The organism is Nitrincola schmidtii, assembly GCF_008973715.1.
Classification (GTDB): domain Bacteria; phylum Pseudomonadota; class Gammaproteobacteria; order Pseudomonadales; family Balneatricaceae; genus Nitrincola; species Nitrincola schmidtii.
Genome location: NZ_WBOL01000016.1, coordinates 21,384 through 48,301 on the forward strand (window position 1 = coordinate 21,384; position 26,918 = coordinate 48,301).

The 26,918-nt window shown below is 44.0% G+C and carries 24 protein-coding genes and 1 riboswitch; of the genes, 16 read left to right on the top strand and 8 right to left on the bottom strand.

Features of this window, described 5'->3' with window-relative positions:
* Positions 1–103: 103 nt before the first annotated feature.
* Positions 104–1,411 carry a GGDEF domain-containing protein gene (locus tag F7R24_RS13035; protein ID WP_151671702.1) on the bottom strand — a complete coding sequence of 436 codons (1,308 nt, stop codon included), beginning with the start codon at positions 1,409–1,411 and terminating at the stop codon, positions 104–106.
* Positions 1,412–1,605: 194 nt separating this feature from the next.
* Positions 1,606–2,061 (bottom strand): IS200/IS605 family transposase, encoded by a 456-nt coding sequence (tnpA, locus tag F7R24_RS13040; protein ID WP_151671703.1) that lies wholly within the window; start codon positions 2,059–2,061, stop codon positions 1,606–1,608.
* Positions 2,062–2,134: 73 nt separating this feature from the next.
* Between tnpA and F7R24_RS13045 the strand changes: the two genes are divergently transcribed.
* Complete coding sequence (locus tag F7R24_RS13045) at positions 2,135–3,487, top strand: RNA-guided endonuclease InsQ/TnpB family protein (RefSeq protein WP_276613255.1); 1,353 nt, start codon at positions 2,135–2,137, stop codon at positions 3,485–3,487.
* A 328-nt stretch (positions 3,488–3,815) separates the two neighbouring features.
* Here F7R24_RS13045 and ppiC read toward each other — a convergent pair whose 3' ends face one another.
* The gene (ppiC, locus tag F7R24_RS13050; RefSeq protein WP_151671705.1) at positions 3,816–4,094 is read right to left on the bottom strand and encodes a peptidylprolyl isomerase PpiC; all 279 of its coding nucleotides are present in this window, start codon (positions 4,092–4,094) and stop codon (positions 3,816–3,818) included.
* A gap of 322 nt (positions 4,095–4,416) precedes the next feature.
* Between ppiC and F7R24_RS13055 the strand changes: the two genes are divergently transcribed.
* The 15 genes from F7R24_RS13055 to F7R24_RS13125 all read left to right on the top strand — a co-directional run bounded on the left by F7R24_RS13055 (position 4,417) and on the right by F7R24_RS13125 (position 21,898).
* Positions 4,417–5,316, top strand: coding sequence for a BLUF domain-containing protein (locus tag F7R24_RS13055; protein ID WP_151671706.1), 900 nt, complete (start codon positions 4,417–4,419; stop codon positions 5,314–5,316).
* A gap of 119 nt (positions 5,317–5,435) precedes the next feature.
* Positions 5,436–6,083: an LON peptidase substrate-binding domain-containing protein gene (locus tag F7R24_RS13060; RefSeq protein WP_151671707.1), complete on the top strand. Its 648-nt coding sequence runs from the start codon at positions 5,436–5,438 to the stop codon at positions 6,081–6,083.
* A gap of 18 nt (positions 6,084–6,101) precedes the next feature.
* A complete protein-coding gene (locus tag F7R24_RS13065) occupies positions 6,102–6,845 on the top strand; it encodes an AzlC family ABC transporter permease (RefSeq protein WP_151671708.1) in 744 nt (247 codons plus the stop codon).
* Positions 6,838–7,143, top strand: coding sequence for an AzlD family protein (locus tag F7R24_RS13070; RefSeq protein WP_151671709.1), 306 nt, complete (start codon positions 6,838–6,840; stop codon positions 7,141–7,143). The genes F7R24_RS13065 and F7R24_RS13070 overlap by 8 nt, the downstream gene beginning before the upstream one ends.
* 8 nt (positions 7,144–7,151) lie before the next feature.
* Positions 7,152–8,822 carry a VRR-NUC domain-containing protein gene (locus tag F7R24_RS13075; protein ID WP_151671710.1) on the top strand — a complete coding sequence of 557 codons (1,671 nt, stop codon included), beginning with the start codon at positions 7,152–7,154 and terminating at the stop codon, positions 8,820–8,822.
* A gap of 94 nt (positions 8,823–8,916) precedes the next feature.
* Positions 8,917–9,198 (top strand): peptidylprolyl isomerase, encoded by a 282-nt coding sequence (locus F7R24_RS13080; RefSeq protein ID WP_151671711.1) that lies wholly within the window; start codon positions 8,917–8,919, stop codon positions 9,196–9,198.
* Between the two features lie 365 nt (positions 9,199–9,563).
* A riboswitch (guanidine-I (ykkC/yxkD leader) is annotated at positions 9,564–9,672 on the top strand.
* Positions 9,673–9,726: 54 nt separating this feature from the next.
* Positions 9,727–10,782 (top strand): putative urea ABC transporter substrate-binding protein, encoded by a 1,056-nt coding sequence (locus F7R24_RS13085; RefSeq protein WP_151671712.1) that lies wholly within the window; start codon positions 9,727–9,729, stop codon positions 10,780–10,782.
* Positions 10,782–11,603, top strand: a complete 822-nt coding sequence (locus tag F7R24_RS13090; RefSeq protein WP_151671713.1) for an ABC transporter permease — start codon at positions 10,782–10,784, stop codon at positions 11,601–11,603. The genes F7R24_RS13085 and F7R24_RS13090 overlap by 1 nt, the downstream gene beginning before the upstream one ends.
* Positions 11,600–12,370: an ABC transporter ATP-binding protein gene (locus tag F7R24_RS13095; RefSeq protein ID WP_151671714.1), complete on the top strand. Its 771-nt coding sequence runs from the start codon at positions 11,600–11,602 to the stop codon at positions 12,368–12,370. The genes F7R24_RS13090 and F7R24_RS13095 overlap by 4 nt, the downstream gene beginning before the upstream one ends.
* Positions 12,363–13,082: an urea amidolyase associated protein UAAP1 gene (locus F7R24_RS13100; RefSeq protein WP_151671715.1), complete on the top strand. Its 720-nt coding sequence runs from the start codon at positions 12,363–12,365 to the stop codon at positions 13,080–13,082. Before F7R24_RS13095 ends, F7R24_RS13100 begins: the two co-directional genes overlap by 8 nt.
* A 10-nt stretch (positions 13,083–13,092) precedes the next feature.
* A complete protein-coding gene (locus F7R24_RS13105) occupies positions 13,093–13,734 on the top strand; it encodes an urea amidolyase associated protein UAAP2 (RefSeq protein WP_151671716.1) in 642 nt (213 codons plus the stop codon).
* Positions 13,735–13,802: 68 nt separating this feature from the next.
* Complete coding sequence (gene uca, locus F7R24_RS13110) at positions 13,803–17,405, top strand: urea carboxylase (protein ID WP_151671717.1); 3,603 nt, start codon at positions 13,803–13,805, stop codon at positions 17,403–17,405.
* A gap of 10 nt (positions 17,406–17,415) precedes the next feature.
* Positions 17,416–19,224 (top strand): allophanate hydrolase, encoded by a 1,809-nt coding sequence (gene atzF, locus F7R24_RS13115; RefSeq protein WP_151671718.1) that lies wholly within the window; start codon positions 17,416–17,418, stop codon positions 19,222–19,224.
* A gap of 207 nt (positions 19,225–19,431) precedes the next feature.
* Positions 19,432–20,085 (top strand): peroxiredoxin, encoded by a 654-nt coding sequence (locus tag F7R24_RS13120; RefSeq protein ID WP_151671719.1) that lies wholly within the window; start codon positions 19,432–19,434, stop codon positions 20,083–20,085.
* Between the two features lie 85 nt (positions 20,086–20,170).
* Positions 20,171–21,898: a protein adenylyltransferase SelO family protein gene (locus F7R24_RS13125; protein ID WP_151671720.1), complete on the top strand. Its 1,728-nt coding sequence runs from the start codon at positions 20,171–20,173 to the stop codon at positions 21,896–21,898.
* 8 nt (positions 21,899–21,906) lie between these two features.
* Here the strand turns inward: F7R24_RS13125 and F7R24_RS13130 are convergent, their stop codons facing one another.
* The 5 genes from F7R24_RS13130 to F7R24_RS13150 are packed head-to-tail and all read right to left on the bottom strand — an operon-like array spanning position 21,907 to position 26,752.
* A complete protein-coding gene (locus tag F7R24_RS13130; protein ID WP_151671721.1) occupies positions 21,907–23,745 on the bottom strand; it encodes a PilZ domain-containing protein in 1,839 nt (612 codons plus the stop codon).
* A 45-nt stretch (positions 23,746–23,790) separates the two neighbouring features.
* Entirely contained in the window at positions 23,791–24,222 is a 432-nt protein-coding gene (locus F7R24_RS13135; RefSeq protein ID WP_420812988.1) for an acyl-CoA thioesterase, read from the bottom strand.
* A 33-nt stretch (positions 24,223–24,255) separates the two neighbouring features.
* The gene (locus F7R24_RS13140; protein WP_151671722.1) at positions 24,256–24,624 is read right to left on the bottom strand and encodes a cupin domain-containing protein; all 369 of its coding nucleotides are present in this window, start codon (positions 24,622–24,624) and stop codon (positions 24,256–24,258) included.
* A gap of 17 nt (positions 24,625–24,641) precedes the next feature.
* Complete coding sequence (locus F7R24_RS13145) at positions 24,642–26,156, bottom strand: methyl-accepting chemotaxis protein (protein WP_168926834.1); 1,515 nt, start codon at positions 26,154–26,156, stop codon at positions 24,642–24,644.
* Entirely contained in the window at positions 26,153–26,752 is a 600-nt protein-coding gene (locus F7R24_RS13150) for a DUF6436 domain-containing protein (protein WP_151671723.1), read from the bottom strand. Before F7R24_RS13150 ends, F7R24_RS13145 begins: the two co-directional genes overlap by 4 nt.
* Positions 26,753–26,918 lie beyond the last annotated feature (166 nt).

Genomic DNA, 26,918 nt, shown 5'->3' on the forward strand with positions numbered 1-26,918 from the left:
TTAAGGGACTAGTAGCAAAAGTGTTATTCACCCAGCAAATATATTCCGTGTGGGATTAAACTTGAGTTGACGCTAGGATTGTCAATCATCAGTGGCACTATATTTAGGTGTGCCAAAGATTCGTCTGATTTCGACCATCACGTTTTGCTTGATAGAGAGCCTGATCTGAACGAGAAATAAGCTCACTTGAATTAACTGGATGCGCTGCTGTACTGAAACTAATCCCAATACTGGTTGAAATGCTTATCGTTAAGTTATCAAAACGAAAATCTTCAAACATTACAGCTTGACGCAAGCGTTCAGCAATCTCAAACGATTTTTCTTTGCTAGCACCTCTTAATATAATAATGAATTCTTCACCACCATATCGACCTAGGTGATCGTTTTGTCGTAATTCTTTCTGAATAACTTTCACAAAATGCTGTAACACATTGTCACCCGCATCGTGTCCATACTGATCATTAATTTTTTTGAAATTATCAATATCCAACATCAATAAGGCAATATTGGACTCAGATGATGGATCTGTTTTTTGAAGGGCTAACAGCTTTTCTAAATGCTTCAAAATCCAGCGCCTATTTTTCGCACGAGTTAGTTCATCATGATGCGCGAGATAGTTAAGTTGTTTTTGTGATGCTCGACGACTTTCAATCTCTTGATTAAGACTGGCTGTGCGTTCAACAATGATTTCCTCACGCTTGCTACGTTCTTGATGCAATGTAATGGTAATGCGGCGCAGACCATAAATGGATAAGATTCCAGTGAGTGTCAATGCTATGAATGCGATCATATGAGTTATGCGGCTTTGATGATGCAGCTCATTGGTCATCACCATCACATCCTCAACTGGAAAAGATACACTAAGAGCTCCTCGAAAATCTCCGACTTGATATCCAGTATGACATTCCTGACAAGACGGTTCGACATACAGCGGTGCTAGATATCGGAAGCGTTCGTTATCAATTTGAACGAACTCAGCCTGTCGAGTCTGCTTGACTATTTCCATAGCCTCCGTTTCCCAATCATCGGCTTCATTATCAGGATTAATCAGTCGATCACTGGTTAGACGAACTTCTAGATTACTACCAGCGAGAATATTACTTATTTGTCGGGTCATATAGGCTGGATTGATCTTTGTCAACATTACACCTTCTGGAGATGTAATCGTAATTTCTGATGTTTCTAAATAGGGATTTTCTGGTGTTTCTTGAGTCAGTGGAGCGTAAACTCCACCATGAAGCGAATTCCAGTGCCGCATGGTTTGCACCAAATTAAAGGCGACTTCGCCACGTTGGCGAGCCATTTCGTAGGATGCGTCATTCAATGTAAGCATGTTGAAAAAGAATATGATCCCAATCACACCCGCCCATAAAGGAATAGGTATCAGAAAACTCCATCGTGAGTGGATCATCTTAATAAATTTCTGACGCACTGTTTAATATACCCGCTTTTACTAGGTCAAACTAAATTCAAAACCTTGAGTCATTTAACAGACACGCACAAGTTTCGGTATCAATGTACCATCGTTTGTTGAGTGATTGAACATGTTCCGGGTGCATTCTCGCGTGCTTTAGCTGCGAGTCAAGCCCGGTGTAAAGCGCAGCTTTACTTACCCTTACCGGCAATCGCCTTACTTTGTTTAACAGCCTTCTCTGATGGAGGCTTTCTTTGATTCTTAATGTAAGCTGCTACCACCTCAGGGCTTCCGCCGCCACAAGATACTACACAGTAGCTAGGTGACCAGAATGCTTTTCCCCACAGTTTAGTCTTTACCTGTTCCCAGAATTGGCGACGCAGGACGTAGCTGGACTTACCTTTCAGCTTACCAACCAGATTAGACACGGCCAGCTTAGGGTGAACCTGCACCATCAGGTATACGTGATCATCCTCGAAACTGTATTCCATAAGCTCGCAGTCCATCTGAGCGCAAGTCTCTGTAAACACTGTACGCAGCACTTCCCCCATTTCCAGACTAAACACGTCTCTGCGGTATTTCGTAACAAAGACCAGATGTACCTGATTCTTATAAATACAGCTTCTGCCTGTTCTCCATTCGTACATATAAACCTCATGGTTGACATTATTTTACTACCAGTCTACTGTTGATGTTATCTTTGTACAAGAGGTCAAATCAGTGGCTATACGTGGATTTTGCATCAGTATCTCGGAGCGGTTACGTAGCAACCAAGCGACAACCTTCGCTCAGTGGATCGGTGCGTCCAACGTCATGCGTAATCAGAAGATAGGTGAGTACAGGGAACTTCTAGCGGATGGCAAAGGCTCCGAGATTGCTCAGGGCTACAGCCACATCAAAAAGTTACAGGGACTGGAGTTCCTTCGCGAAGTGCCGGTGCAATTACTGCGTAACGCCGCTAGTGCAGCCTTCAGTGACGCTGAGGCAGCGCGGGCTGGCCTGCGTAAGTTTCCGAAAATGAAGGGCCGTCATAAGAAACGCAGCGTCCTACTGACACGCGAGCTATTCATCATTGAACCGCTGGGCGAGCACGGTAGCCTCTTGACTATCTTTGATAACGCTACGAAAAAGCGGCAGAAGCTCTTTTCTGTGAAGCTACCCTACATCCCAGAACAGTTGGCCAAACAGTTCCGTATCAGTCGGCAGGGAGCCAAGTTTTATTTGTCTGGGTCTTATGATGACGGGGTGGTGAATACCAGCAACGAAGCGCTGCTGAGAAGCTATGCACACTTGAGTGACGAAGAGTTGTTGTGCCATGTCACGGGTATAGATCGTGGCGTTGTACGCCCGATCCAGACCAGTGATGGTCTGACTATCACCTACAGTCCTGAAGAAGCTGAAAGTCTCCGCAGGCAAGTCAAGAAGAAGGCGCACTATCAGCGTATTCTGGCACGTAAGAAGCGCCTTAATGGTAACAAAAATAGGCATAAGTGTGAGACTGCCAAACAGCGTAAATTGGCGGCTAAAATTGCTAAAACAGACGCCAAGATGGCAGACGTACGCAAGGGCTTTGCGCACCGTGCCTCTAAGCAGGTAGTGATCGCGGCCAAGCCGATTATCGGTCTCGAAGACTTGAACCTTAAGGGTATGACTAAACGTGCCAAGCCAAAACAGGAAGGGCGGAGGTTTGTAAAGAACAACGCCCATGCGAAAAGTGGGCTAAACCGCAGCCTGCTTAACGTCGCGCTGGGACGGCTAGGCGACTTTATCAAATACAAAGCTGTAGACTATGGTAAGGCTACAGTAGAGGTTTGGGCTGCTCATAGCTCAATGACCCACCATGTCTGTGGTAGTCGTGACACTGCGCGTCCTGATCAGGCAACGCTCATGTGTCACCACTGTGGCGTTGTAGAGAACGCGGATGAAAACGCGGCAAAGGTTGTCGCCCAGCGGACGGTAACTTACATCAAAGAGAGTGCGTTTGCTGATCAGGCAAAGTCTCGTAAGACCATCACTAGGCGTAAGAAAAAGGTGGCTGACCCACCACTGGTGTGTGAACTGGCATCAGTATAAAAATCAGGAAAGACTGGGACCGTCTGTATACAGGCTCCCCTGACTAACACGGTTAGTCGGCTGGAATAAGACCATCAACAGATGGCAGGTCCTGCTAATGCTTTCTTACAACAATGGACTTGGGGGTCGCCCTTGGTCTTGGAAACCCGATAGCTTTAGCTACGGGTAGTTCATATTCCACATAAGGATAAAAATGCTCATTGCATCGAAACAGCACTGATCGAACAAGATATGGCAGTGTCCGTAAATCAAGTTCAATGCGATTTTGTACATTCGATAATTATGATACAGATAAAGTGACGCTAACAATCTATCTTTTGTGCCTACCCTATTTTCGATACAAAATTTTGATCAAATGGTAACCAAACTGAGTTTTTACAGGGCCATGGACCTTATACAAGGGTTTGGTAAAAACGACTTGATCAAAGGGTTTGACCATTTGGCCTTTTCGAAACTCGCCTAAGTCCCCTCCTCGCTTTCCTGAAGGGCAGATAGAATGTTTCTTTGCTAAAGCTGAAAAGTCGGCTCCTTTGGCTAACTTTTCTTTCAGCTTTTGAGCTTCTTCTTCGGTTTTTACTAAGATATGAACGGCACTCGCTATTGCCATCAATTCACCTCAACTTCAAAGGGGCTTTATGTAAGATGACTTTACGTCAAACTGAACTATTTTACACACAGTTCATCAACCCCAGGTATCTTTGCTGTTCAAGTGCGGAGAGTTAAATTGGCAACTGCGCATTCACGCTGTCGCAGAGACTTGCCAGAATAAAGAACGAGCACGTTTGAATCAACTCAATAACCTGCTGCATGTTGAAGAGGAATTTGTGTCGGGTGATGCTATTTGAATTGTCTAAGAACTGCATTTCTCACAAATCCAATTCATAATCTGATTCGTAAAACGTCGGAAAAATTAAAGATAGGTATATCTCATGCGAAACATACTGATCGTAGATGATTCACCCGCAATGCAAATGAATCTAACATCAATCGTGAAACGAATTGAAGATTGTATCACTTATAGTGCATTAGATTTACCAAGAGCAATACAAATCCTAAAAAGTAATAAAATTGATATACTCATCTCAGATATCTTTCTGAATAATCATTCAGGTATAGATATCATTAGAGAAATTAGAGCAGGAAGAACTCTTGCAAAACGAGACATCCCTATCATTGCAGTGAGTGGTGAATCTACGTTAGACATCGTACTAAAAACTCAGCTTATGGATTGTAATTTTTTTCTAGCAAAACCTGTTTCTATTGAAGCTTTAAAGAAAAAGCTTTCACTGTCAACACATACAAAAATTGATTTAAAAGATTCTAGTTTTTATGACTCAATAAAAGCTCATATAGACGAATACAACATGCAAATTGTTTTTTCTGAGCTTAATCAAAATGCATCTAAAGATGTGATGGTTATTTATACATCTAAAGCAACAGAAAATTTAGACGAATCAGATATAGAATGTATTATCAATAAATCTAATGAAAACAATAGAAAAATGAGCATCACCGGTGCTCTTTTCTATAAGGATGGCTATTTTTTGCAGTTTTTAGAAGGCAACCTAAATGCTATCAAGAATAGACTTTCGGTTATTTGTAACGACACCAGACATAAAGACATTAATATTATTATGATGACTAGCATTAAAGGTAGAATGTTCAAGCACTGGTCGATGGGTTATGCTCTATTTAAGAATAAAGAATCTGCAAATGAAGTGGAATTTATTCAAAATGATACAAGCAATCCCACTTTTGAGCACTTCAACAAAAAAAAGGCTGTCAATTTAATCAACAGCTTCTCGGCAGGTGATTGGGTCGTTTCTTGATCTGTTGTGGAGATCTAGTTTAGTAATGTGTATTTTTCTAGCTCCAGTATCCTGATTCTCTAGATCAGCTCCGTATTGCGTGTTCTACATATATTCATAAAGTGAGGCTAAAAAGTATCATGGAAAAAATAGCAGTATTTCCTATCCCCAACTGCGTAGCATTTCCTGGTAACTCCATGCCATTACACGTATTTGAGCCCCGTTATCGGCAGATGGTTGATTATTGTGTAAACCACGGAGTAGCGCTGGGAGTTTGCCACGTTGAAAAAGTGCTGCAAAAGGCTAAGCCTGATCAAACGGTTGCAGAGGCATTGAATTCTAATCAAGCAACTTACAAACCCGTACCTATCCTTACTGCGGGTCAGGTCGAAATCATTGAAACATTCCCAGATGGTCGATTGTTGATCGAAATTAGTCTTAACCAGCGTTTTCAGCTCGTTGAGCAACTGCAGACGCTACCCTTTTTCATTTATAGTGCCAACCGTTATGATGATGTTACACCTTCACCCGAATTGATCGATAAGGGCGACATAGCAAAAAGCAAAGTATTGCATAGGCTGCAAGCGCTAGCTGCTCAAGTTCCGGAGTTAAGCCAACTGCTTGCCTCGCCTGAGTGGCAATCGAAAACACCTGACCAATTGAGTTATGAATTATTTCAGTTCATACAGTTAGATAGCGGTATTATGCAAGCTATACTAGAAGAGAGATCAGCAGAACAGCGATTGCTATCTTTATTAGATGTATTGAATAAAATTACCGCACGTTAAACTTAAAATGTATCACTCATGCCATTGAACTCCAATAATATAGATCCAAGTAAATTGCCTCAGTTAGACAAACATCTCATTTGGAAAGGATTCTTACAGCTTGTTCCCCTCTCCTTTTTTGTTATCGCCTTTGGTATCGCCTTTGGATTAGCAGCGAAGCAAACGGGGCTGAGTAGCACGGAATCAATGGCAATGAGCACCTTGGTCTTTGCGGGGGCTTCCCAGTTTGCATCACTGGAACTTTGGGGTCCTAAGGTTTCGCTCATCACCATTTTGATCACTGTTTTTGCTATTAATGCACGCCACCTATTAATGGGGGCAACACTTTACCCTTGGCTGCAGCACCTCTCACCATTCAAGCGCTATGGCGTCATGTTTCTGGCCTCAGACGCTAATTGGGCAATGTCTTTACAAGCCTTTACTCAAGGTAAACCCGGTTTTGGTATTCTTGTGGGTGGAGGACTTTCACTTTGGCTCTTCTGGATTTTTGGGACATGGGTAGGATTGTACTTCGGTAATCTTATTAGTGACCCCAAGCAGTTCGGTTTAGATATGGTGATGGGGTGCTTTCTGCTTGCAATGGTTGTAGGTGGTGAAAAAAACATAAGGATGTTAGTCATTTGGACGGTTGCAGCCAGTGCATCACTGATAGCTTTTTGGTTTTTGCCCGAGAATACTCATGTGGTTTTAGGTGCGCTCGCAGGTGGTGCGGTTGGAATCTTCTGGCTGAACAAAAAAGAAGAGAGCAACTCCGATGATTGAGACAACGGGCTTAGGAGCACTACTAGTCATAGGTTTGATGTTTTTGGTGACACTGTCTACTCGATTAGGCGGTGTCTTTGTGATGTCATATATCCCTATAAGCTACCGGGTGAAGCAGTTTATTCAAGCCATGTCTGGTTCTGTGCTGGTCGCAATTTTAGCCCCCATGGCCGTCACCGGTGATAATGGCGCAAGACTGGCTCTTTTAAGCACTGCAATTGTCATGCTGTTAGTGAAAAAACCTCTACCTGCAATCACCGTTGGCATTGCCACGGCGGCGCTTTACCGAATGTTATAAATAGATACATGAACGTCAATTCCGTCACCTCAACATCCCTAGATGATCCTCTTTACTATCTGCGTAATGCGCAGCAGATCATTCAGTTATGCCTGGAGCAATATTCAGATCTTCTACTTCAGGACGAAATCCAGAGCTTACAACAGCTGCTATCGCTAGATACTCAAGCGCAGGCACTGCTCATTCGAATGGTGATGCGAAAAGGGCTACTGTTTCGCAAAGACAAATTGCACTACAGTGAGGTACCAAATCTCGACGACGCAATTTGTACCCTAACGGAAACAGGGTATCTGGATCATCAACCCCATATTTCCATATCCTCTTTATGTGACCTATCCAGACGTGAAGAATGCCTAAAACTCGCACTGCATCTGCTACCTGAATTAGTTTTATCAGGATCTACTCGTAAAACAGATATTGTCGCTCTTCTCGTTTCAACGTTAGAAGATGATCAGCCAAAAGAAATACTTGAATGGTGGCCTAACTCACCCTATACCATTATTGAGTTGTGCTGTGGTGATCTTTTTGATCGTTTACGTTTGATGTTCTTTGGCAACCTTTACCAAAGCTGGTCTGAATTTGTACTGACTGAATTGGGCTTACAACGATTTGAAAAGGTTATGCTCACTCCTGAATCACGCCCCTTCCAAAGTCGATCTGAAGTGGATCTGTACCTTAGCTTGAACACACTTCAACAACGCGCCATTGATGGGGAGCAGATAGATTTACTGGCTCAATACATTCCCTCCCCAGTGGAATGCAGTTGGATCGATTACCGACGCAGAAAGGTAATATTTCAACTTGGACGCGAAGCAGAGCGTCAAAAACAAACCGATCTTGCATTACAACTTTTTCAACAGAGTCAACATCAAGAAGCTCAGCTTCGTGCATTGCGCGTATTGGAGAAGACCGCCCCTGCCACGCAAGTGTTTACTTTAGCTAAAGAGACCCATTCCAGCATCACCAAGCCTGAAATTCGTGTCGGAGTGGAACGAATTCTAAAACGTAGTGCAGTTAAAGCAGGTGCTGTGTTCAAGTTCCCCGAATCCATTAAGATACCCATTGAGTCGTTAGAACTAAAAAAACCAGAGCAAGGCAGAGTAGAACAAGCTGTAATTTCACATTTGTCCAATCAAGATAAACAGCTTTTCCATGTCGAAAACCAACTCTTTACCGGACTCTTTGCTTTGCTGTTCTGGCCAGCGTTGTTTGCCCCGATTAGAGGTGCATTTTTCAATCCATTTCAGTCAGGTCCGGCAGATCTATATCGCCCCACCTTTTGTGAGGAACGAACAGACTTATTGAATCAAGGCTTTGATCTGCTTCAATCGGATAACTATGTTGATGTCATCCTTGATCGACTGCGACAGAAGCAAGGTATCAGTTGCTCTCTTATCCACTGGCCTTCCCTTGATCACACACTTATTGAACAAGTCCTAGCTTTAATACCCACCATGCACCTTGAAGCTGTCTTTCGCCATCTGCTGTTGGATCTAAGAAACCATCGAAGAGGGATGCCCGATCTGATTGAACTCAACCAAGCCACAGGACAATATCGACTCATTGAAGTCAAAGGGCCCGGTGATCGATTGCAAGATCATCAAATGCTGTGGCTTGAGGTCATGTTAAATAATGGCATCCCCGCCAGTGTTCTTAAGGTAAGTTGGATTGCAACTTAAACATGAATAGCTTTTCGAACCCACCGAGAGCTTTTTAAAATAGTATGTTAAAATTTCAACCTGATAAAAATCGATTATAAGTGAGAGCAATAACATGGCAAAAGCGGCAGCACGTCACATCCTCGTTGGCGACGAAGCAACCTGTAACGAACTTAAATCAAAAATTGCTGCAGGTGAAGATTTCGCCGCTATAGCGCAGCAACATTCGAAATGCCCTTCTGGTCGTAATGGCGGTGATTTAGGTACTTTCGGTCCAGGGCAAATGGTTCCTGAGTTTGATAAAGTGGTCTTCAGTGCTCCAATCAACGAAGTACAAGGTCCAGTTAAAACTCAGTTCGGCTATCATTTGCTGGAAGTCACTCAGCGTTCCGAGTAATACCGTTTAAAAGTCTCAAAGTGATGCTGAATCGTGGTGTGAGTCAACGATTTTGGCATTACTTTGTTGACCTTTTCTTTAGATTTCGTGGCAATCCTTCAACACATTGACGGTTAAACTGACTTCGCAATAGACTTCAGCCGACCAACGTATGCCTATTGTATGCTCAATAATGATTCAATTCTTAAATATCCGCACCAAACAAGAGCAACTATCGATAGCTTATCTTTATTAAAACGTTAACCACAATCAAGCCATAAATCATATAAAACAATTAATTAGAAATATATAACCTAAACTGGCACTAGTTTTGCTGTATAAACATTGCAACTAGTATTTCTGGTTAACGTTGTTAAAAATTTAATGCAATAGAGCGCTAGGGTTCCGGGTTGATAGCTAAGCTTCAGCTGACTGGTCCGAGAGCACTCAACCTTCTTATGGAAGGTCACACGGCGGGACAAAAGCCCGGGAGATGACTGGCTAGCCAGGAATACTCCATGAAATGTGATCAATACGAAGGTGAATATTATGAAACGCATTAAACATTCATTGTTAGCAATCGCGGTTGGCGCCAGCCTGATTTCCCCTCTTTCTCACGCACGAACGGATTTTAATGTCTGTTGGTCAATTTATGTCGGATGGATGCCTTGGGGTTATGCTGAAGAGCAAGGTATTCTCGAAAAATGGGCCGATAAATACGATATCAATATCAACATTGTTCAAATAAATGATTACATAGAGTCTATTAACCAATACACCCTCGGCCAGTTCGATGCGTGCAGTATGACAAATATGGATGCATTAACGATACCGGCCGCTGGTGGCGTTGATTCAACGGCACTGATTGTGGGTGATTTTTCCAACGGAAATGACGGTGTCATTCTCAAAGGGCAAGATCAACTAGAGGCGATTCGTGGACAGAGAGTAAATCTAGTCGAACTAAGTGTATCTCACTACCTTCTCGCACGCGCACTGGAAAGCGTCGATATGACTGAACGTGACATTCGTGTTGTCAATACATCGGATGCAGATCTTGTTGCAGTCGCCAACACTCCATCTGTCACTGCTATCACTACCTGGAATCCTCTGCTAAATGAAATTCTTGCTCAACCTGACATGCATCTGGTTTTTGACTCTTCAAACATTCCTGGTGAAATCATTGATCTATTAGTGGTGAACACACAAACATTAGAAGCGCATCCAGAACTTGGAAAAGCCTTAGTCGGTGCTTGGTATGAAACCATGAGTCACATGATGACTGGATCGGAGTATGAAGTTTTAGCGCGCACTCAGATGGCTGAAGCTTCAGGCACTGACCTGGCTGGCTACGAACTTCAACTTGCTAGCACCGAGATGTTTTATCTCGCCGAAGATGCACTGAACTTCACGCTCAGTGATCAATTGCCGAACACCATGAACAAAGTAGCAGAGTTCTCCTTTGAACATGGATTACTCGGTGACGGTGCACCTGATGCTGGCTTTATTGGCATAGAAACACCAGCCGGTGTTGTCGGTGATGCCGATAATATAATGCTACGTTTCAACCCAGCATTCATGCAACTTGCCGCAGATGGCGAGCTGTAATGAAACGCCTGCTCAATCAACAGCCATCCTCTTTTACTCGAGTGATATTGGGCCTTCTGCCCTTTATCATTCTGATAGGGGTTTATGTCATCGCTTCTGATATTCGATTAGAAGCCAATCCAAATGACAAGCTCTTACCCTCTATCGCTCAGATGAGTGAAGCTATTCAGCGGATGGCATTTGAACCCAATCGTCGCACTGGAGAGTACATCTTTTGGGTGGATACGTTCAGTAGCTTACAACGATTAATGCTAGGCGTTTTACTTGCAGCTTCACTAGGGCTATGCATTGGACTTTTAACTGGCGCTTTACCTTTGGTAGGAGCGAGTTTTTCGCCGATTATTACGGTGATTTCTCTTATCCCACCACTGGCACTTTTACCCATACTGTTCATCGTGTTTGGTCTAGGTGAGCTTGCCAAGGTTGCATTAATTACGATAGGTATTCTGCCGTTTATAGCTCGAGAAATGCAGCGTCGGACCCAAGAGATTCCTCATGAACAAATCATCAAAGCGCAAACGTTAGGTGCAAACACCAGCCAGGTTTTAATTAGAGTGTTGCTGCCGCAGTTAACCCCTAGGTTACTCGATGCAGTGCGCCTTTCATTAGGTACGGGGTGGTTATTTTTAATCGCCGCTGAAGCCATCGCTTCAACTGAAGGCTTAGGTTATCGCATCTTTTTGGTTAGACGCTATATGTCGATGGATGTGATTCTTCCCTATGTCATCTGGATCACCTTTCTGGCGTTTTTACTGGATTGGGTATTGATGAAATTAAAAGACAGGCTTTTCCCCTGGCAACGTCAAGGGGGTCACTCATGATCGACGTCAAAAACCTATGGAAAAACTACGGCAATAAGGTGGTGCTAGAAGGCATCAATGTCAGTGTCAAAGAAGGTGAATTTATTACCCTAGTGGGTGCATCTGGTTGTGGAAAAAGCACTTTTCTCAAGCTGTTATTAGGAACCGAAACGGCCAGTAAAGGCAGTCTGCTTTTAGATGGAAAACCGATTAAGGGCGAGCCAGATTCTGATCGAGGCATTGTCTTTCAGCAGTATTCTGTTTTTCCACACATGACCGTATTGGAGAACGTGATTGCAGCCAAAGGCTTTGCCGAAAAAGGAATCACGGGATTACTTTGGGGTCGCAAACGCAAAGAAGCAAAAGCTGCTGCTGAGCGCATGCTTGATAAAGTGGGGCTGAGCTCTTCAAGCCACCTCTATCCTCATCATTTATCCGGGGGAATGCGCCAGCGACTTGCCATTGCTCAAGCATTAATGGGTAAACCACGCATTTTATTGCTGGACGAACCCTTTGGAGCTCTTGACCCTGGCATCAGAAAGGATATGCATGCACTGGTACTTGATCTTTGGAGATCTGAAAAATTAACCGTTTTCATGGTGACACATGACTTGCATGAAGGATTTTATTTAGGAACGCGGTTATGGGTATTCGATAAGTTACGCCATGATCCGCAAGCACCTGATGCTTTTGGAGCGGGTATTACGTTCGATTTACCCGTCGGACAAACAGACCCCAAACACCTTGAAACCATTGAGGAGAATATGAAGGAGTTTTCTCATGATTAAATCCATTGAGTACACTACCGAGTTAGCTGCCGGTGGTCATTGGTCACTGCGAATGGCCAGAGGAACAATCATGCGCCTGACTGATATTGAAGGCGGTGGCAATGTGGGCATGATGTTTTACAACCCTGAAAACTTGTTGGAAAGATACAATGCGCCGGATACCTTGAAGTGCCAACATACCTTTCGTGTAACCAAAGGCCATTGTCTATATTCAGATATGGGGCGTATTTTTGCCTCCATTATCGAGGACTCCACAGAAGGGCATGATACGGTCTGTGGAAACACAACCGCTTTAATCACTGCTCAGCGTTGGGGTAAACGTGATTACCAACAGAATAGAAATCAATGGCATCAAAATGGCCAGGATGCATTCTTAGTTGAATTAGAGAAATATGGTTTAGGCATCAAAGATCTTGGTGCAAACCTTAATTTTTTTAGCCTCGTTGTGACTGACGAAGCCGGTAATATGCAGCTGAATAGTCAACCTAGTTCAGCGGGTTCGCACGTTATCTTGCGTTTTGAAATGGATACACTCGTTGTTCTGCATGCCTGCCCTCACCCACTAAATCATTCTGAAAAGTATCCTTGCAAGCCCATAGGTATTGAACTGGGACTAGCAAATTCAGTTAGCGATGATGATTTTTGTAAAAACTTCAGGCCAGAAAATCAGCGTGGTTTTCAAAACAATGCACTTTATTACTTAGGAAGATAAGGAGGTATTCATGCTAACTCATAGCCAGCTTAAGCCAGACGATGCTTCATTTCGTAAAATTATCGATTCCGGTGATTATTTCATCGGTAAAATGATGTCTGGACAAACACTGCGAATTTTAGATCTTGAAGGCAATCAAGCAGCCGATACTCTTTTTTACAATGCTGAAGATCCATCAGAGCGTTACAGCGCCCAAGACACAATCCGTTCTCAGGGGAACGTCTACCTGACCACCGGAAGTCAGTTATTATCCAACTTACAGCGCCCCATGCTAGAAATTACTGCAGACACCTGTGGCAGACATGACACATTGGGTGGCGCCTGTGCCACTGAAAGTAACACCGTCAGATATGACCTAGAAAAACGTTGTATGCATGCGTGTCGAGATAGCTGGATGTTAGCCATCGCTGAACACCCCGAGTGGGGACTGAGTAAGGCTGATATTGGGCATAACATTAATTTTTTTATGAATGTACCCATTACTCCCGAAGGCGGCTTACGTTTCGCGGATGGCATTTCAGCACCGGGGAAGTATGTCGAAATGACGGCTAAGATGGACGTCATTATCTTAATTTCTAACTGCCCTCAACTAAACAACCCATGCAATGGCTACAACCCTACTCCCGTAGAACTGATCATTTGGAATAACTAATTAAACACTTCAGTGGACGACCACTGTCGTAACTTCTGGCCAGGACGACCTGTGCAGAGGATTACCTCATGTTTTCTAAAGTATTAATTGCGAATCGTGGTGCTATAGCGGTGCGCATCTTACGCAGCTTGAAAAAGCTCGGCATCGCTTCCGTTGCTGTCTATCACGAAGTAGATAAAAACAGCCTGCATGTGCAACAGGCGGATGAAGCCTGGTCGCTCGGTGATGGAAATGCGGCAGACACCTACTTAAACACCCAACGTATTTTGGACATTGCTCGAGCATCTGGCGCACAAGCCATTCATCCTGGCTATGGGTTTTTAAGTGAAAATCCAAAATTTGTCTCTGCTTGCGAAGCATCGGGGATCGCATTTATCGGACCCACACCTGATCAAATGCTCGCATTTGGCTTAAAACACAAAGCCAGACTCCTCGCAGAACAGGCGCAAGTTCCTTTACTTCCCGGTTCAGATCTACTGATAGACCTAGGTGATGCGCTTGAAAACGCTGAAAAAATTGGCTACCCCGTAATACTGAAATCGACAGCAGGTGGCGGCGGTATCGGCATGGAGATTTGTAAAGATTCAAGTGAGTTAACTCAAGCTTTTGACCGTGTCCGTCGACTCAGTAGTAATAACTTTTCTGATGATAGTATTTTTTTAGAAAAGTTTGTTAGCAGAGCTCGCCATATCGAAGTCCAAGTGTTTGGTGACGGTCAAGGCAAGGCTATTGCCATTGGCGAGCGTGATTGCTCAAGCCAGCGTCGTAATCAGAAAGTGGTGGAAGAATGTCCAGCACCAGGACTGACAAATCGCCAACGGGAAGAGTTACACACCACTGCAGAGAGACTATTAGCCTCCGTCAATTATCGCAACGCAGGTACTGTTGAGTTTATTTATGATGCTGACACCGATCATTTCTATTTCCTAGAGGTTAATACACGTCTTCAGGTTGAGCATGGTGTCACCGAAGAGGTGTTTGGTATTGATCTAGTCGAATGGATGCTTCGCCTAGCAGCTGGAGAGAAGCTGGATCTAACCCATCAAAAAGATCACTTAACGCCTCACGGGCACGCCATTCAAGTTAGAATTTATGCTGAAGATCCATGGCTTAATTTTCAGCCAAGCCCTGGGCTGTTAAGCGAAATAGCTTTCCCAGAACAGACAGGGCTGAGAGTCGACCATTGGATTGAGAAAGGCATTGAGATTCCTGCGCTATTTGATCCTATGCTGGCAAAGATTATTCAAAAAGGTGTCAATCGTGCAGAAGCAATTGAAAAATTAACCCAGGCACTCAAGGCTACGCGACTTTACGGAACAGAAACCAACCTAGAATATCTGATTGAACTGTTACAGGATGATCGACTGATCGCAGGAGAGATCACCACTACCTACCTGAATGATTTTCGATACCAATCACAGCGTGTTGCCGTTATACAAGCAGGCACTCAAACGACTCTGCAAGACTTTCCGGGTAGAACGGGGTATTGGGATGTGGGGGTACCACCCTCGGGTCCTTTCGATCAGTATTCGTTTCAGCTGGGAAATAGACTACTCGACAACCCAAAAGATGCGGTTGCACTGGAAGTCACGATGCAAGGACCCACACTGGAGTTTAGTTCAACAACTCAGGTGGTCGTGACCGGTGCAGAGATAGAGATTTTTCACAATCAAACAGCAAAAAACACCTGGGAAGTCATTAGCGTTCAGCCCGGAGATCGTCTAAAGTTGGGTCGAATCAAAACAGGAAGCAGAGCTTATCTCTGTATCGCCGGAGGTTTTGATTGCCCGAAATACCTTGGCTCTGGAAGCACGTTTACCCTGGGTCAGTTTGGTGGACACAATGGGAGAGCGCTTAGAACGGGAGATATTCTTAAACTCAAAAAGCACTCTAAACCATCCACCCAATTAAACGTACCGCAAAATATCAGACCTAAGATCAGTCACGCATGGCAGATACGTGTCATCTATGGCCCTCATGGATCCCCTGACTTTTTCACCGCACAGGATATCGAAACCTTTTTTACAACGGATTGGGAAGTTCACTATAACTCCAGCCGAACAGGCATCCGTCTTTTAGGCCCCAAGCCTAACTGGGCCAGATCAGATGGCGGTGAGGCAGGCATGCACCCTTCCAATATTCATGATAATGCTTACGCGTTCGGCAGTGTCGATTTTACGGGCGACATGCCTGTCATTTTAGGGCCAGACGGTCCTTCTTTGGGTGGGTTTGTTTGCCCAGCAACCGTCATCACCGCCGATCTTTGGAAATTAGGACAACTTCGTTCGGGTGATCGTATACGCTTTACTCCCGTCAGCCTGGAAACAGCTAAACGGTTAGAAATTGCTCAAATCGATAGTATAAATCAGTTAGATGCAGTGACGACGGAGTGGCAAATCGAACCACCCGTTACGCCAATCTTAGCAATACTTCCAGCGGATGATTTTGGCGATCAAATTACCATTAGATCTGCTGGGGATCATTTCGTCTTAGTAGAATATGGTGATCAATCTCTGGATTTAAAACTACGTTTTCGTGCACATGCTTTGATGCAAGCACTGAAATCAGCTGATTTAATCGGTATTAAAGAGCTCACTCCTGGAGTGCGCTCGTTGCAAATCCATTTTGACCCCTTACAACTGTCTCATACCGATCTCTTATTGCATTTAGAGCAGATTGAAGGTGTTCTCGCGCTAGAATTAGAGCATCTTTCAGTACCATCAAGAACTGTCTGGCTTCCACTTTCTTGGGATGATGAGGTATGCCAACAAGCCATTGAAAAGTACACACAATCTGTGCGTAAGAATGCGCCTTGGTGTCCAAGCAATCTTGAGTTCATCCGGCGAATTAATGGTTTAAACAGTATTGATGATGTTAAACAGATCGTTTTTAACGCATCTTACCTTGTGATGGGATTAGGCGATGTCTACCTTGGCGCACCCTTGGCAACACCCATTGACCCTCGTCATCGACTGGTCACTACCAAATATAACCCCGCCAGAACCTGGACGGCTGAAAACTCAGTAGGCATAGGTGGTTCTTATCTTTGCGTTTACGGTATGGAAGGTCCCGGTGGTTATCAATTTGTGGGTCGAACATTGCAGATGTGGAATCGTTATCGTCAAACCAAAGAATTTAGCAAACCTTGGTTGTTACGATTCTTTGATCAGATACGTTTTTATGAAGTTACCCAAGAAGAACTCACTCAGATTCGACAGGATTTTCCTCAAAATCGTTACCCACTTCGTATCGAAGATGGTGAGTTTAGTCTTTCTGAATATCTGCATTTCATAGAAAAGGAAAACGCTGATATTCAAGCCTTTACGGAAAAACGTCAGCATGCCTTTGAGAAGGAGTTAGCACGATGGCATGCAGATGGCCAATTTAACTTCACTGATGAAATCGTGGAGGAAACGCTATCGGATGAAATCTGGCCTGAAGGAAGTGTGTTAGCTGACAGTCCGGTAGCTGGAAGTGTCTGGCAATTACTCAAACAAGCAGGTGACTTTGTCAAAGCTGGAGAGGCATTAATGATCCTTGAATCGATGAAAATGGAAATACCTATTTATGCAACAGAAGATGGAATTCTGATAGAGCATCGAGTTCAAGCGGGCAGTCGCGTGATGTCGGGACAAATCGTTAGCCTACTTCAACCCATTGAAAAACACTAAGGTAACTCGTATGAACACTCAACTCGACACTCAAGGCTGGACGTTAAATGACTGGTTATCAGCACAACTCGCAGGGCAACCGTTAGAGCGTTTAATTACTCTAATCAGTGCACTACAGGAGCAGCACGCAAACACAAAAGACCCAGCTTGGATTTATCTAGCGTCCCCAGAAGAGATAACCTCGCAATGGCTTGATGTTCAAAAGGCACAAGAACAAGGCCTGAAGTTACCTCTATTAGGGGTACCTTTTGCGGTAAAAGACAATATAGATCATCAAGGTTGGTTAACAACGGCAGCCTGCCCTGCCTTCGCTTACCCAGCAGAAAAAGATGCTTATGTCGTCAGTCAGTTAAAAAAAGCTGGGGCGATACTCATTGGAAAAACCAATCTAGACCAGTTCGCGACTGGGCTCGTTGGAACACGCTCACCTTACGGAGCGGTACCGAATACATTTAATCCAAACTATGTGTCTGGTGGTTCCAGTTCTGGGTCCGCCTCCGTTGTTGCTCGCGGTATCGTTCCATTTGCGTTGGGAACAGATACCGCCGGGTCAGGCAGAGTCCCTGCTGGATTTAATAACATTGTGGGACTTAAACCAACCCGTGGCTGGCTATCGACCTCGGGTGTGGTTCCCGCCTGTCGAACGCTTGATTGTGTGTCGATATTTTCGCTGATCGTCGAAGATGCCCTGCTGGTCGCAGACATAGCAGGATCAGATCAGGATCTTAACGACCCATTTAGCCGACCCCCATCTTCAGCGGGTGCTTTAAGCCTTCCAGCCAAACCGCGCTTTGCTATCCCCAATCGTTTGGAGTTTTTTGGTGATGATCAAATGCAGCAAGCATTTTTATCGAGCTGCCAACAACTTCAGAAAATAGCCGATATCGAAGAAATCGACTTTAGCACCTTTGAGGAACTGGCTGCTCTGCTTTATCAAGGTCCATGGGTGGCCGAGAGAACGCATGCCGTTGCGTCTATGTTATCTGAAGACCCAACAGCCATGGACTCGACTGTACATAAGATAGTGTCCCAAGGCGGTCAATTTTCAGCCCTAGACTTTTTCGATGCAGAGTACCGACGCCAGCAACTCAGTCGTAAGATTCAACAATGTCTTAGTCAGTATGATGCACTGATTGTCCCGACATCGCCTACCATCAGAACCTTAAAAGAGATGGAAGATGAGCCGATTCTTTACAATAGTCAATTTGGAACCTATACCAACTTCACGAATCTGGCAGATTTAAGTGCCTTAGCCTTACCTGCAGGTTTTCGCCAAGATGGACTGCCCTCAGGAATCACCTTGATCAGCTTAGCTTGGCAAGATAGAGCACTGGCAGAATTCGGAAAACGCTGGCAGTCTCACCTGTCATTACCCTTGGGAGCAACCGGTCAAGGATTAAGAACAGAATCTAACAGGGTTCAGCCACAGCCAAATGGGACGGTAAGACTGGCGGTTGTAGGTGCACACCTAACCGGCATGCCACTTAACCATCAGCTCACTCAGCGAGGAGCAAGATTGGTTTTGGCCACAGAAACCACAGCCAACTATCGACTCTATGCACTTGCCAACACAACACCGCCAAAGCCAGGGCTTGTTAAAGCCATATCAGGAGGCTCTAGTATTCAAGTAGAAGTCTGGGATATTCCTCTTGCTCATTTCGGCTCCTTTGTTGCAGAGGTACCAGCACCATTAGGCATTGGAAATGTTACGTTAATCGACGGGTCAGAGGTCAAGGGATTTATCTGTGAAACCTATGCTCTGGATGATGCGATAGAAATTACCCACTTAGGTGGTTGGCGCAACTATCTTAAAAGTTAACACCTAGACGGGTATGATTTCCATAGAGTCGTTTAACGACTCTGTGGCTTTACACCGCAATTTGAAACTAAAAAGCATATAATAATAACTAATAGCTATAATCTATCGAAATCATCAAACATATATACTTCAAAACTCTCTAATATTAGTCCATCATGAACTCATCAAATCACTCACACCACTAACAAATATTAGAGGTTCCAAAAAATGGCTTTACGTATTAATGATATCGTACCTAATCTTGACCTAGTTACTGACCAAGGTAATTTCAAGCTTCATGACTTTATTGGCGATAGCTGGGCGATTTTGTTCAGTCACCCGAAAGACTTCACTCCAGTCTGCACCACTGAATTTGGTGCCGTTGCTCAGCTATCGGCTGAATGGGAAAAGCGCGGAACTAAGGTCATCGGTCTTTCTGTAGATGGCGTAGAAGAGCACGTTGAGTGGAAAGCGGATATCGAGAGCTTCTCTGGTGCGAAAGCCGGTTTCCCTATCATTGCCGACGAAGATCTCAGTGTCTCTAAGGCCCTTGATATGCTACCTGCTAACGCTTACCTTCCCGATGGTCGCACTGCTGCTGATTCTGCCAGCGTTCGCGTGGTATTTATCTTTAGCCCAGATAAAAAACTTCAGCTTTCTATGACCTATCCTATGTCTGTTGGTCGTAACTTTGCTGAAGTGTTACGTGCTTTAGATGCACTACAAGCAACTTATGGCGTACCTATTGCAACACCCGCTAATTGGGTCAATGGTCAAGACGTGATTGTTGCACTGTCATTAAATGATGAGCAGGCTAAAGAGCGCTTTGGCGATATCGATGTTAAACTGCCGTACCTACGTACGACTAAACAACCTAGCTAACAGTAGTATCCAGTAAAGCCCGAAGCGTATTGCTTTGGGCTTTATCTTCTGAGATCTCTGTTTTTTAGCCGAATCAGGAGTCTCAATGTTAGATCAACAGAATCAAGACAAGCTCTTTTTAGTTAACAGCCTCGACGATCTTGCGACACTCGTCGATTATTCACTGCTTGATACTCTTCATTGCGACCCTGATGCTACCGACGATGGCGTTGATCATCATCCACGACAAGTTTTTTCAGGGCATTATGTTCCGGTAAAACCAACACCTATCGAAAACCCAGAATACGTTGCTCACAGTAAACTCTTTTTCGACGAATTAGGTTTTAGCAATAGTCTTGCGCAATCAGAAGCCTTTACCACGTTATTTTCTGGCAATCTAGATGATCTCCCTGAACCTATGCGCCAACAGGGTTGGGCCTGTGGTTATGCACTGTCCATTTTTGGTACCGAATATACTCAGCAGTGTCCTTTCCAAACCGGTAACGGCTATGGTGATGGTCGAGCTGTGTCTGTTGTAGAAGCCGTTATTCAGGGTCAACGCTGGGAAATGCAGCTAAAAGGAGGAGGAAGAACACCCTACTGTCGTGGCGCTGACGGTCGTGCCGTCTTAAGATCGAGTGTTCGTGAGTTTCTCGCTCAAGAACATATGCATGCCTTAGGCGTTCCTACTTCACGATCCTTAACCTTGTATGTTTCAACTTCGGAAAAAGTAAAACGTCCTTGGTATTCAGAAGGCTCTCATGCCGTGAATCCCGACAGAATGGTGCTCGAACCCGTCGCCATATCGACACGTGTTGCTCCCTCCTTCATTCGTGTAGGACAACTCGAACTCTTTGGCCGTCGTGCTAGAAAAAATGAACATCCACTGGCGATGGAAGAACTTAAAGCATTAGTGCTCCATTTAATCGATCGTGAATACGCTAAAGAGATTGATTCGTCACTCGATCTCCCTGAAAAAGTGTTACGACTCGCCAAGGCTTTTCGCAATCGATTGACCTCTCTGGTCGCGAACTGGATTCGTGTTGGGTATTGTCAGGGTAACTTTAATAGTGACAACTGTGCTGCGGGTGGCTTTACACTCGATTATGGTCCCTATGGTTTTTGTCAGGTATTTCATCCTTACTACCAGCCATGGACTGGCGGTGGTCGGCATTTTTCTTTCTTTCACCAACCGGTTGCTGCAGAACGCAACTTTCAGATGTTTTGCAGCGCGTTGCGTCCACTATTGACCGACTATTCAGATGCCCAATCCGAACTTGAGCAGATTCACGCAGGCTTTATTGAAGAAATGGAAGTGAAGCTTGAGAAGATGTGGGCTAGCAAGTTAGGACTCAGCGCTTATGATGCTGATGTGTTTGCTGAACTCTTCCACTTGATGATGCAAACACCGGTTGATTACACGCTTTTCTTTCGAGAACTCTCCAACCTACCCAATGATCTCGATGCATTGAAGAAAAGTTTCTATACGGAGTTAAATCCTACGGCTGATATAGCTGAACTGAACACTCGGTGGTTGCATTGGTTTACGCAATGGAAAACACTGATCGAAGAACGATGCGCTACACTCTCGAAAGATGAGCTATCTCTTCAAATGAAGCAGATAAATCCAAAATATACGTTACGCGAGTGGCTGGTTGCACCCGCATACCAACAAGCTAGCGAAGGGCATTATGATCTGCTTCGTGAAATTCAACAGATAATGACAGCGCCTTACGATGAACAATCGATAGAGGTCGAAGCTAAATATTACAGACTCCAACCCACTGCACTATTGGAGGTCGGAGGGTTATCTCATTACAGTTGCTCATCGTGATCGTTAAGTCAGTCTCTCAAGGCTAATTTAAGCAGCTTACTACTTATCTTAAAGGCTTTAGGATTCACGAGTCTTTCCACTGCTAAAGATTCAATGTTGGGTAAGAAAATATCACGTGGCGGTACTAAACTATCAAAGTTTAGGTCATAAACGACACGCAAATACGAGGGTTCAGCCAGTTCATTATGTCGCATCACCAACGCGATCGTCTGATCACTCAGCCTGACACTGGCACCGAGTGGATATTTGCCATACTGCTTTAATAGCACACGAACACTAGGGTTGTGATATTTTTCTGGCATCTCGATCAACTGTTTAAAAGCCTTTAAGGGATGAAAATACCAATCTTCTTGATGCCATTGATGACTCAGTCGTTCATGAGCATAAACCGTAGCCGCTAATCTGCTAACTCTATTAAGTTGACTGTCTGTTTTACCATTTGGAATTCCACTGCCATCTAAACACTCCTGAAAATCACGAACGATACTGAGTGTTTCTGAGGGTATATTGGGTATTGTCTCGAGTTGATTCACCAGTCTGTTCAGCGCGGCAACATGAAGCGCTCGTTCATTGTCAGTGACTAATAACTCATAATGCTGCAAACCTTCCGGCAATGAAGCTTGAGCGATATTGTGACATAACCCACCTAGCAATATCCTCTCGAGCAACGCATCCGTGCACTGTTCTGGAAACTGATTAGCGATGACGTCAGCAAAGGTAATCGCATAACTGATCGAATGCTGCAATAAATAAGTTTCAAGATTTCGTTGACGAGATAAGATGATTAAACCCTGTCTATCTTGCTGCAAAGCAGTCAGTAAATGGAAACAAGCTTCCCTAGCCTGCTCTAGGGGTAAATTTTTATCTGCGCGAAAATGATTAATTAAGCTTTTAACCGCACTCAACGCCGAGAGATAGGCTTTTTTGATATCAACAGGTGCTGGTTGAAGTATATAAGCCTTTTGTAAACGCGGATCCAGTGTCACATCTTCAAGACTTTGCTCAGCGTCAATTCCAGTAGCAGGGTGTTTTTCTTCAGAACGGATATTTTTTCTAGGTACGTTTGAGTTAGCTAGAATGGGTTGAGGAATATTTGATTTAGGAACAAAGAGGGCCGGCACATCCGATAACACTCCACGACTATGGCTAATAAAATCACGCTGTAAATAACCGACCACTTTGTTGAAGTATTGTACTTGAGTAACACTGAGATCCACAAAACAACAGCCAATAAGGGTGTTATCCGAGGTTTCGTTAAAGCCTGCTCTGAGTACCTTGACAGTAACTGAAATATCACTGCCATTAGGAAAGCTTATGACCACAGAGATTACTCTTTCAGGGTCTGGAAAATAAGTGGTCTGGTTGCCAGCGAAAACAACACAACAGCCACCTACCGATAGATCTTTCAAGCGACCCGAAAGTGTCTTTTCTTCTGATAACGAAAAATCTGTCAGAATATCGAGTAAAGGCCTTACCGGAGCCCGATAAGATTCTCTTCTTTGCAGCAGATAGACCTGCTGGGGTATAGAGGCAACAAAACGCAAGTCCTCATCACCCTCTATAGGAGACATGATCATGTCTGGAAGTGTGAGTAAGCATCCGTTATAACGTGTTGTAAAACTTAGTAGCCGCTTAGTTAAAAGAGGATGACGGAATGCTGGTAAGGGTGCATCCAATAATAAGGTACGATTAAGGTCATCAAAGGATTCAATATACGTGGTTAGCAGGGATGATGACTCATCGGGATGAATGGTTATAGGCGTGGCACGTTCAATCAATCGATGCAGTATGGTATTGATCTCATGGGAGGATTTGATCAACTGACCTTGAGGCTCAGGTATGTCCAAAATTTACTCACTATCAAAAACTTGCTAAGCAATCTATGAATGACGTTACATTTCACTCTGAACATATAAAGGTAAATCGGCTGTATCAGGGACTTTGGTAGGCTTCCCATGATCATCGAGTGCAACAAATTTAAATATCGCTTCAGTTACCTTTTCCCGTTTACCTATACGTCCCCTTCTTACCCAGCTTTCTACGTGAATATCTAAAGAGCTTCGACCAACACGAACCACCTCTGTATAAACGCCCAGAATATCGCCCACTTTAACGGGCTGTATAAAGCTCATGCCATCCAAAGCAACCGTAACGACTCGACATTGTGCACGCTGTCCAGCACAAATACCCGCCGCCAAATCCATTTGTGAAAGTACCCATCCACCAAAAATATCACCTGACGGATTAGTATCTGATGGCATGGCTAACGTTCGAATGGTTAGACGACCTCTCGCGGGTGAACCATCAACCTGTTCAATACTCAAAACTAGCTCCTTTAAAAAAGCACACAAAATCAGTTAAGCGTTCTTTTCATAGATCACAAAACGCTTGGTTGTCGTTTCAATCACTTCCCAAGTCCCAACAAACCCTTTAGGGATAATAAATTCATCGCCGGTTTTCAACGATGTGCTATTACCCGCCTCATCCGTCACTACACTGACTCCTGCAGAGATACAGCAGTATTCTTCTTCAGTATAATGAATGCGCCATTTACCTGGCTCACTTCGCCAGATACCAGAAAAAAACTGCTCTGATTGATCAGTGTAATGCATCCAAAGGGTTTGTAACGGATTACCACTGATCAGTTTTTCTTGATCAAGGTAATATTCCTCAGGCTTAACCTCTAACGGATTCAACAACAATAGCGTCTTAGCAGGATTAGTCATTATGTTTACTCTTGGTCTTATAGCTTAAATCGTAACGTTAATTTATTCAGTAGATCCGCTTCAACCTTCAGTTTCTCACTGTTATCAATACTCTGATCCATTTCAAAGCTGACCTGTGCACTTAACCCATTCACGCTGCCAATGTTATTGTTGACCTCTTCCGCCACAGCAAATTGCTGATCAGTGGATCGGGCAATTTGTTGGTTTAACGATTTGATTTTTGAAATCTGCTGAATAATATTTATGAAGGTAGTCTGCGCTTCAAATACTTGGTCAGCCGTTAACTGAGTTTTTTCAAGACTGACATTCATCGACTGCATGGCTTGATAACTGACGGTCTGTAAACTTTCTATGATCTTATTAATCTGCTCAGTCGACTCTTGAGTACTACTGGCAAGATGTCTGACCTCATCTGCAACGACCGCAAAGCCTCTTCCTGAATCGCCTGCTCTGGCAGCCTCGATGGCTGCATTTAACGCTAATAAATTAGTTTGTTCTGCAATCGACCGTATCACATTCACCACAGACCCTATGGCTTCACATTCAACTTGAAGTCGCGAAATCAGTGAATGGGAATTCTGCATCGTATCAGAGAGATGAGCCATATTTTCATGCGCAGCTTGTATTTTCTGTTGCGCATTTGAGGCTTGTGCATCAGCAGATTCGACTGACTGAGCTGCCGCTTGAGCATTCATTGAGACTTCTTTAAACGAATCGGTCATTTCATTAACAGCCGCAGCAACCTGAGAAAGCTGATCGACCTGTTGATGAATGTACCTTTGTGTCGAATGAAGCTTCGTCAAGGTATCTGGTAAAGAGGACTGTAAACTCTGATTCGTTGCAACCGTTTGCTTAAGAGTTGCTTGTATCTCATTGATGTATTTGTCTATCGCGACTGCCATAGGCGTAACAGCATGAGACGGACGATTACTTAAATCGATAATATTGTTCTTAATAATTAAGTACTGGGCTGTTTTAGAGACTTCTTCTGCCTGAATACTCTCTTTTTGCATACTGATGGCCATATAGATCAAAAGAGCCGTTTCAAAAACCACAAAGCCGGCATGGATCATGACAATATCAAAGCCTGTTCTAAACTCGAAAATATAGACACCCAGACCCGCTTCTTGCAGATAATTAAAACTTAAGTGATGAACGGCAATAAGGGCTGCCGCCGCAAGAATCGGTAACCAGTCACGATAAAATAGAAGGAACGCAAGCAAGACGAAAATACTAAAATGCAGCTCAACCATCCCATTCACTTGATGGATTAACAGCGCTGAAAACACCATAAAAGCCAACCCATGAGCAACTCGTGTTATTCGACTACCCGATAGCCAAAAGGATAAAAAAATCGGTAATGCAGCGGCTGGAATACCAATGATAATTGCTTCACTCCAAGTACTATAAATACTGGCCAGTGAAAAACTAAGCAGCAATAACACAACTTGCACACCACTCATGATGCGATCACCCTGTAGATAAATACCCTGCAAGGTGAATGGCACTAGCGCTGACGTTTGTTCATTCATATCGATCCCTCTATTTTTGGCCAACGACAGAAACAGCCCGTTGTCAGGTGATTTGATGCTGTTAGTGTGTGTCCATCGAGTAAATCAGCAATTAAACTGGATACCTGATGGGAGTCAGAGGTTGTGCAAATGCCGCTATCCGAATATGGACCGAGATAGGCCGTTTGTCCATCAGCACTCATCAGCCATGCGGCTGGAGAGGCAACAGGAGCAATATGATCAGAAACAATTTCTGCAGTGACACCGAACATTCGACTAGCCTGCATTAAAGAACTCGCATCCGGAACGATGATGCGAACCTCTAGCTGCTCTGAAAAATCTTCTAAAATACTTTTGACATCAGGCACTGCAAAGCGACTACAGGGACAGTTTGGATCATGAAAGTGGATCAAGATAGGATTGCCATGATCAGCTGTATCCTTGAAGGTCAGTTGGTCCGAGCTAAACATCACCCACTGATCAATCGAGTTAACCGCATAAAGATGACGAAAGTGAAACCACCAAAATGCGTAAGCGGTTAATACAAGCCAACACAAAACTAGCAGTAATGCGATGCGATGTCGCCACGGATTAGATTGACAAACACCCTCACGCATTTAAAAACTACCTGTGTAAATGATGATTTATCAAATTATGGACAGCTTTTTTAATGGCGTCCATTGAGTTTTGAAATGAATTACGACAAATGGACTAAACTTAACCCATGATTGATCACCTATCTGGTATGCAAACATCATCAAAGGCGGGTATGATCAAACTAGG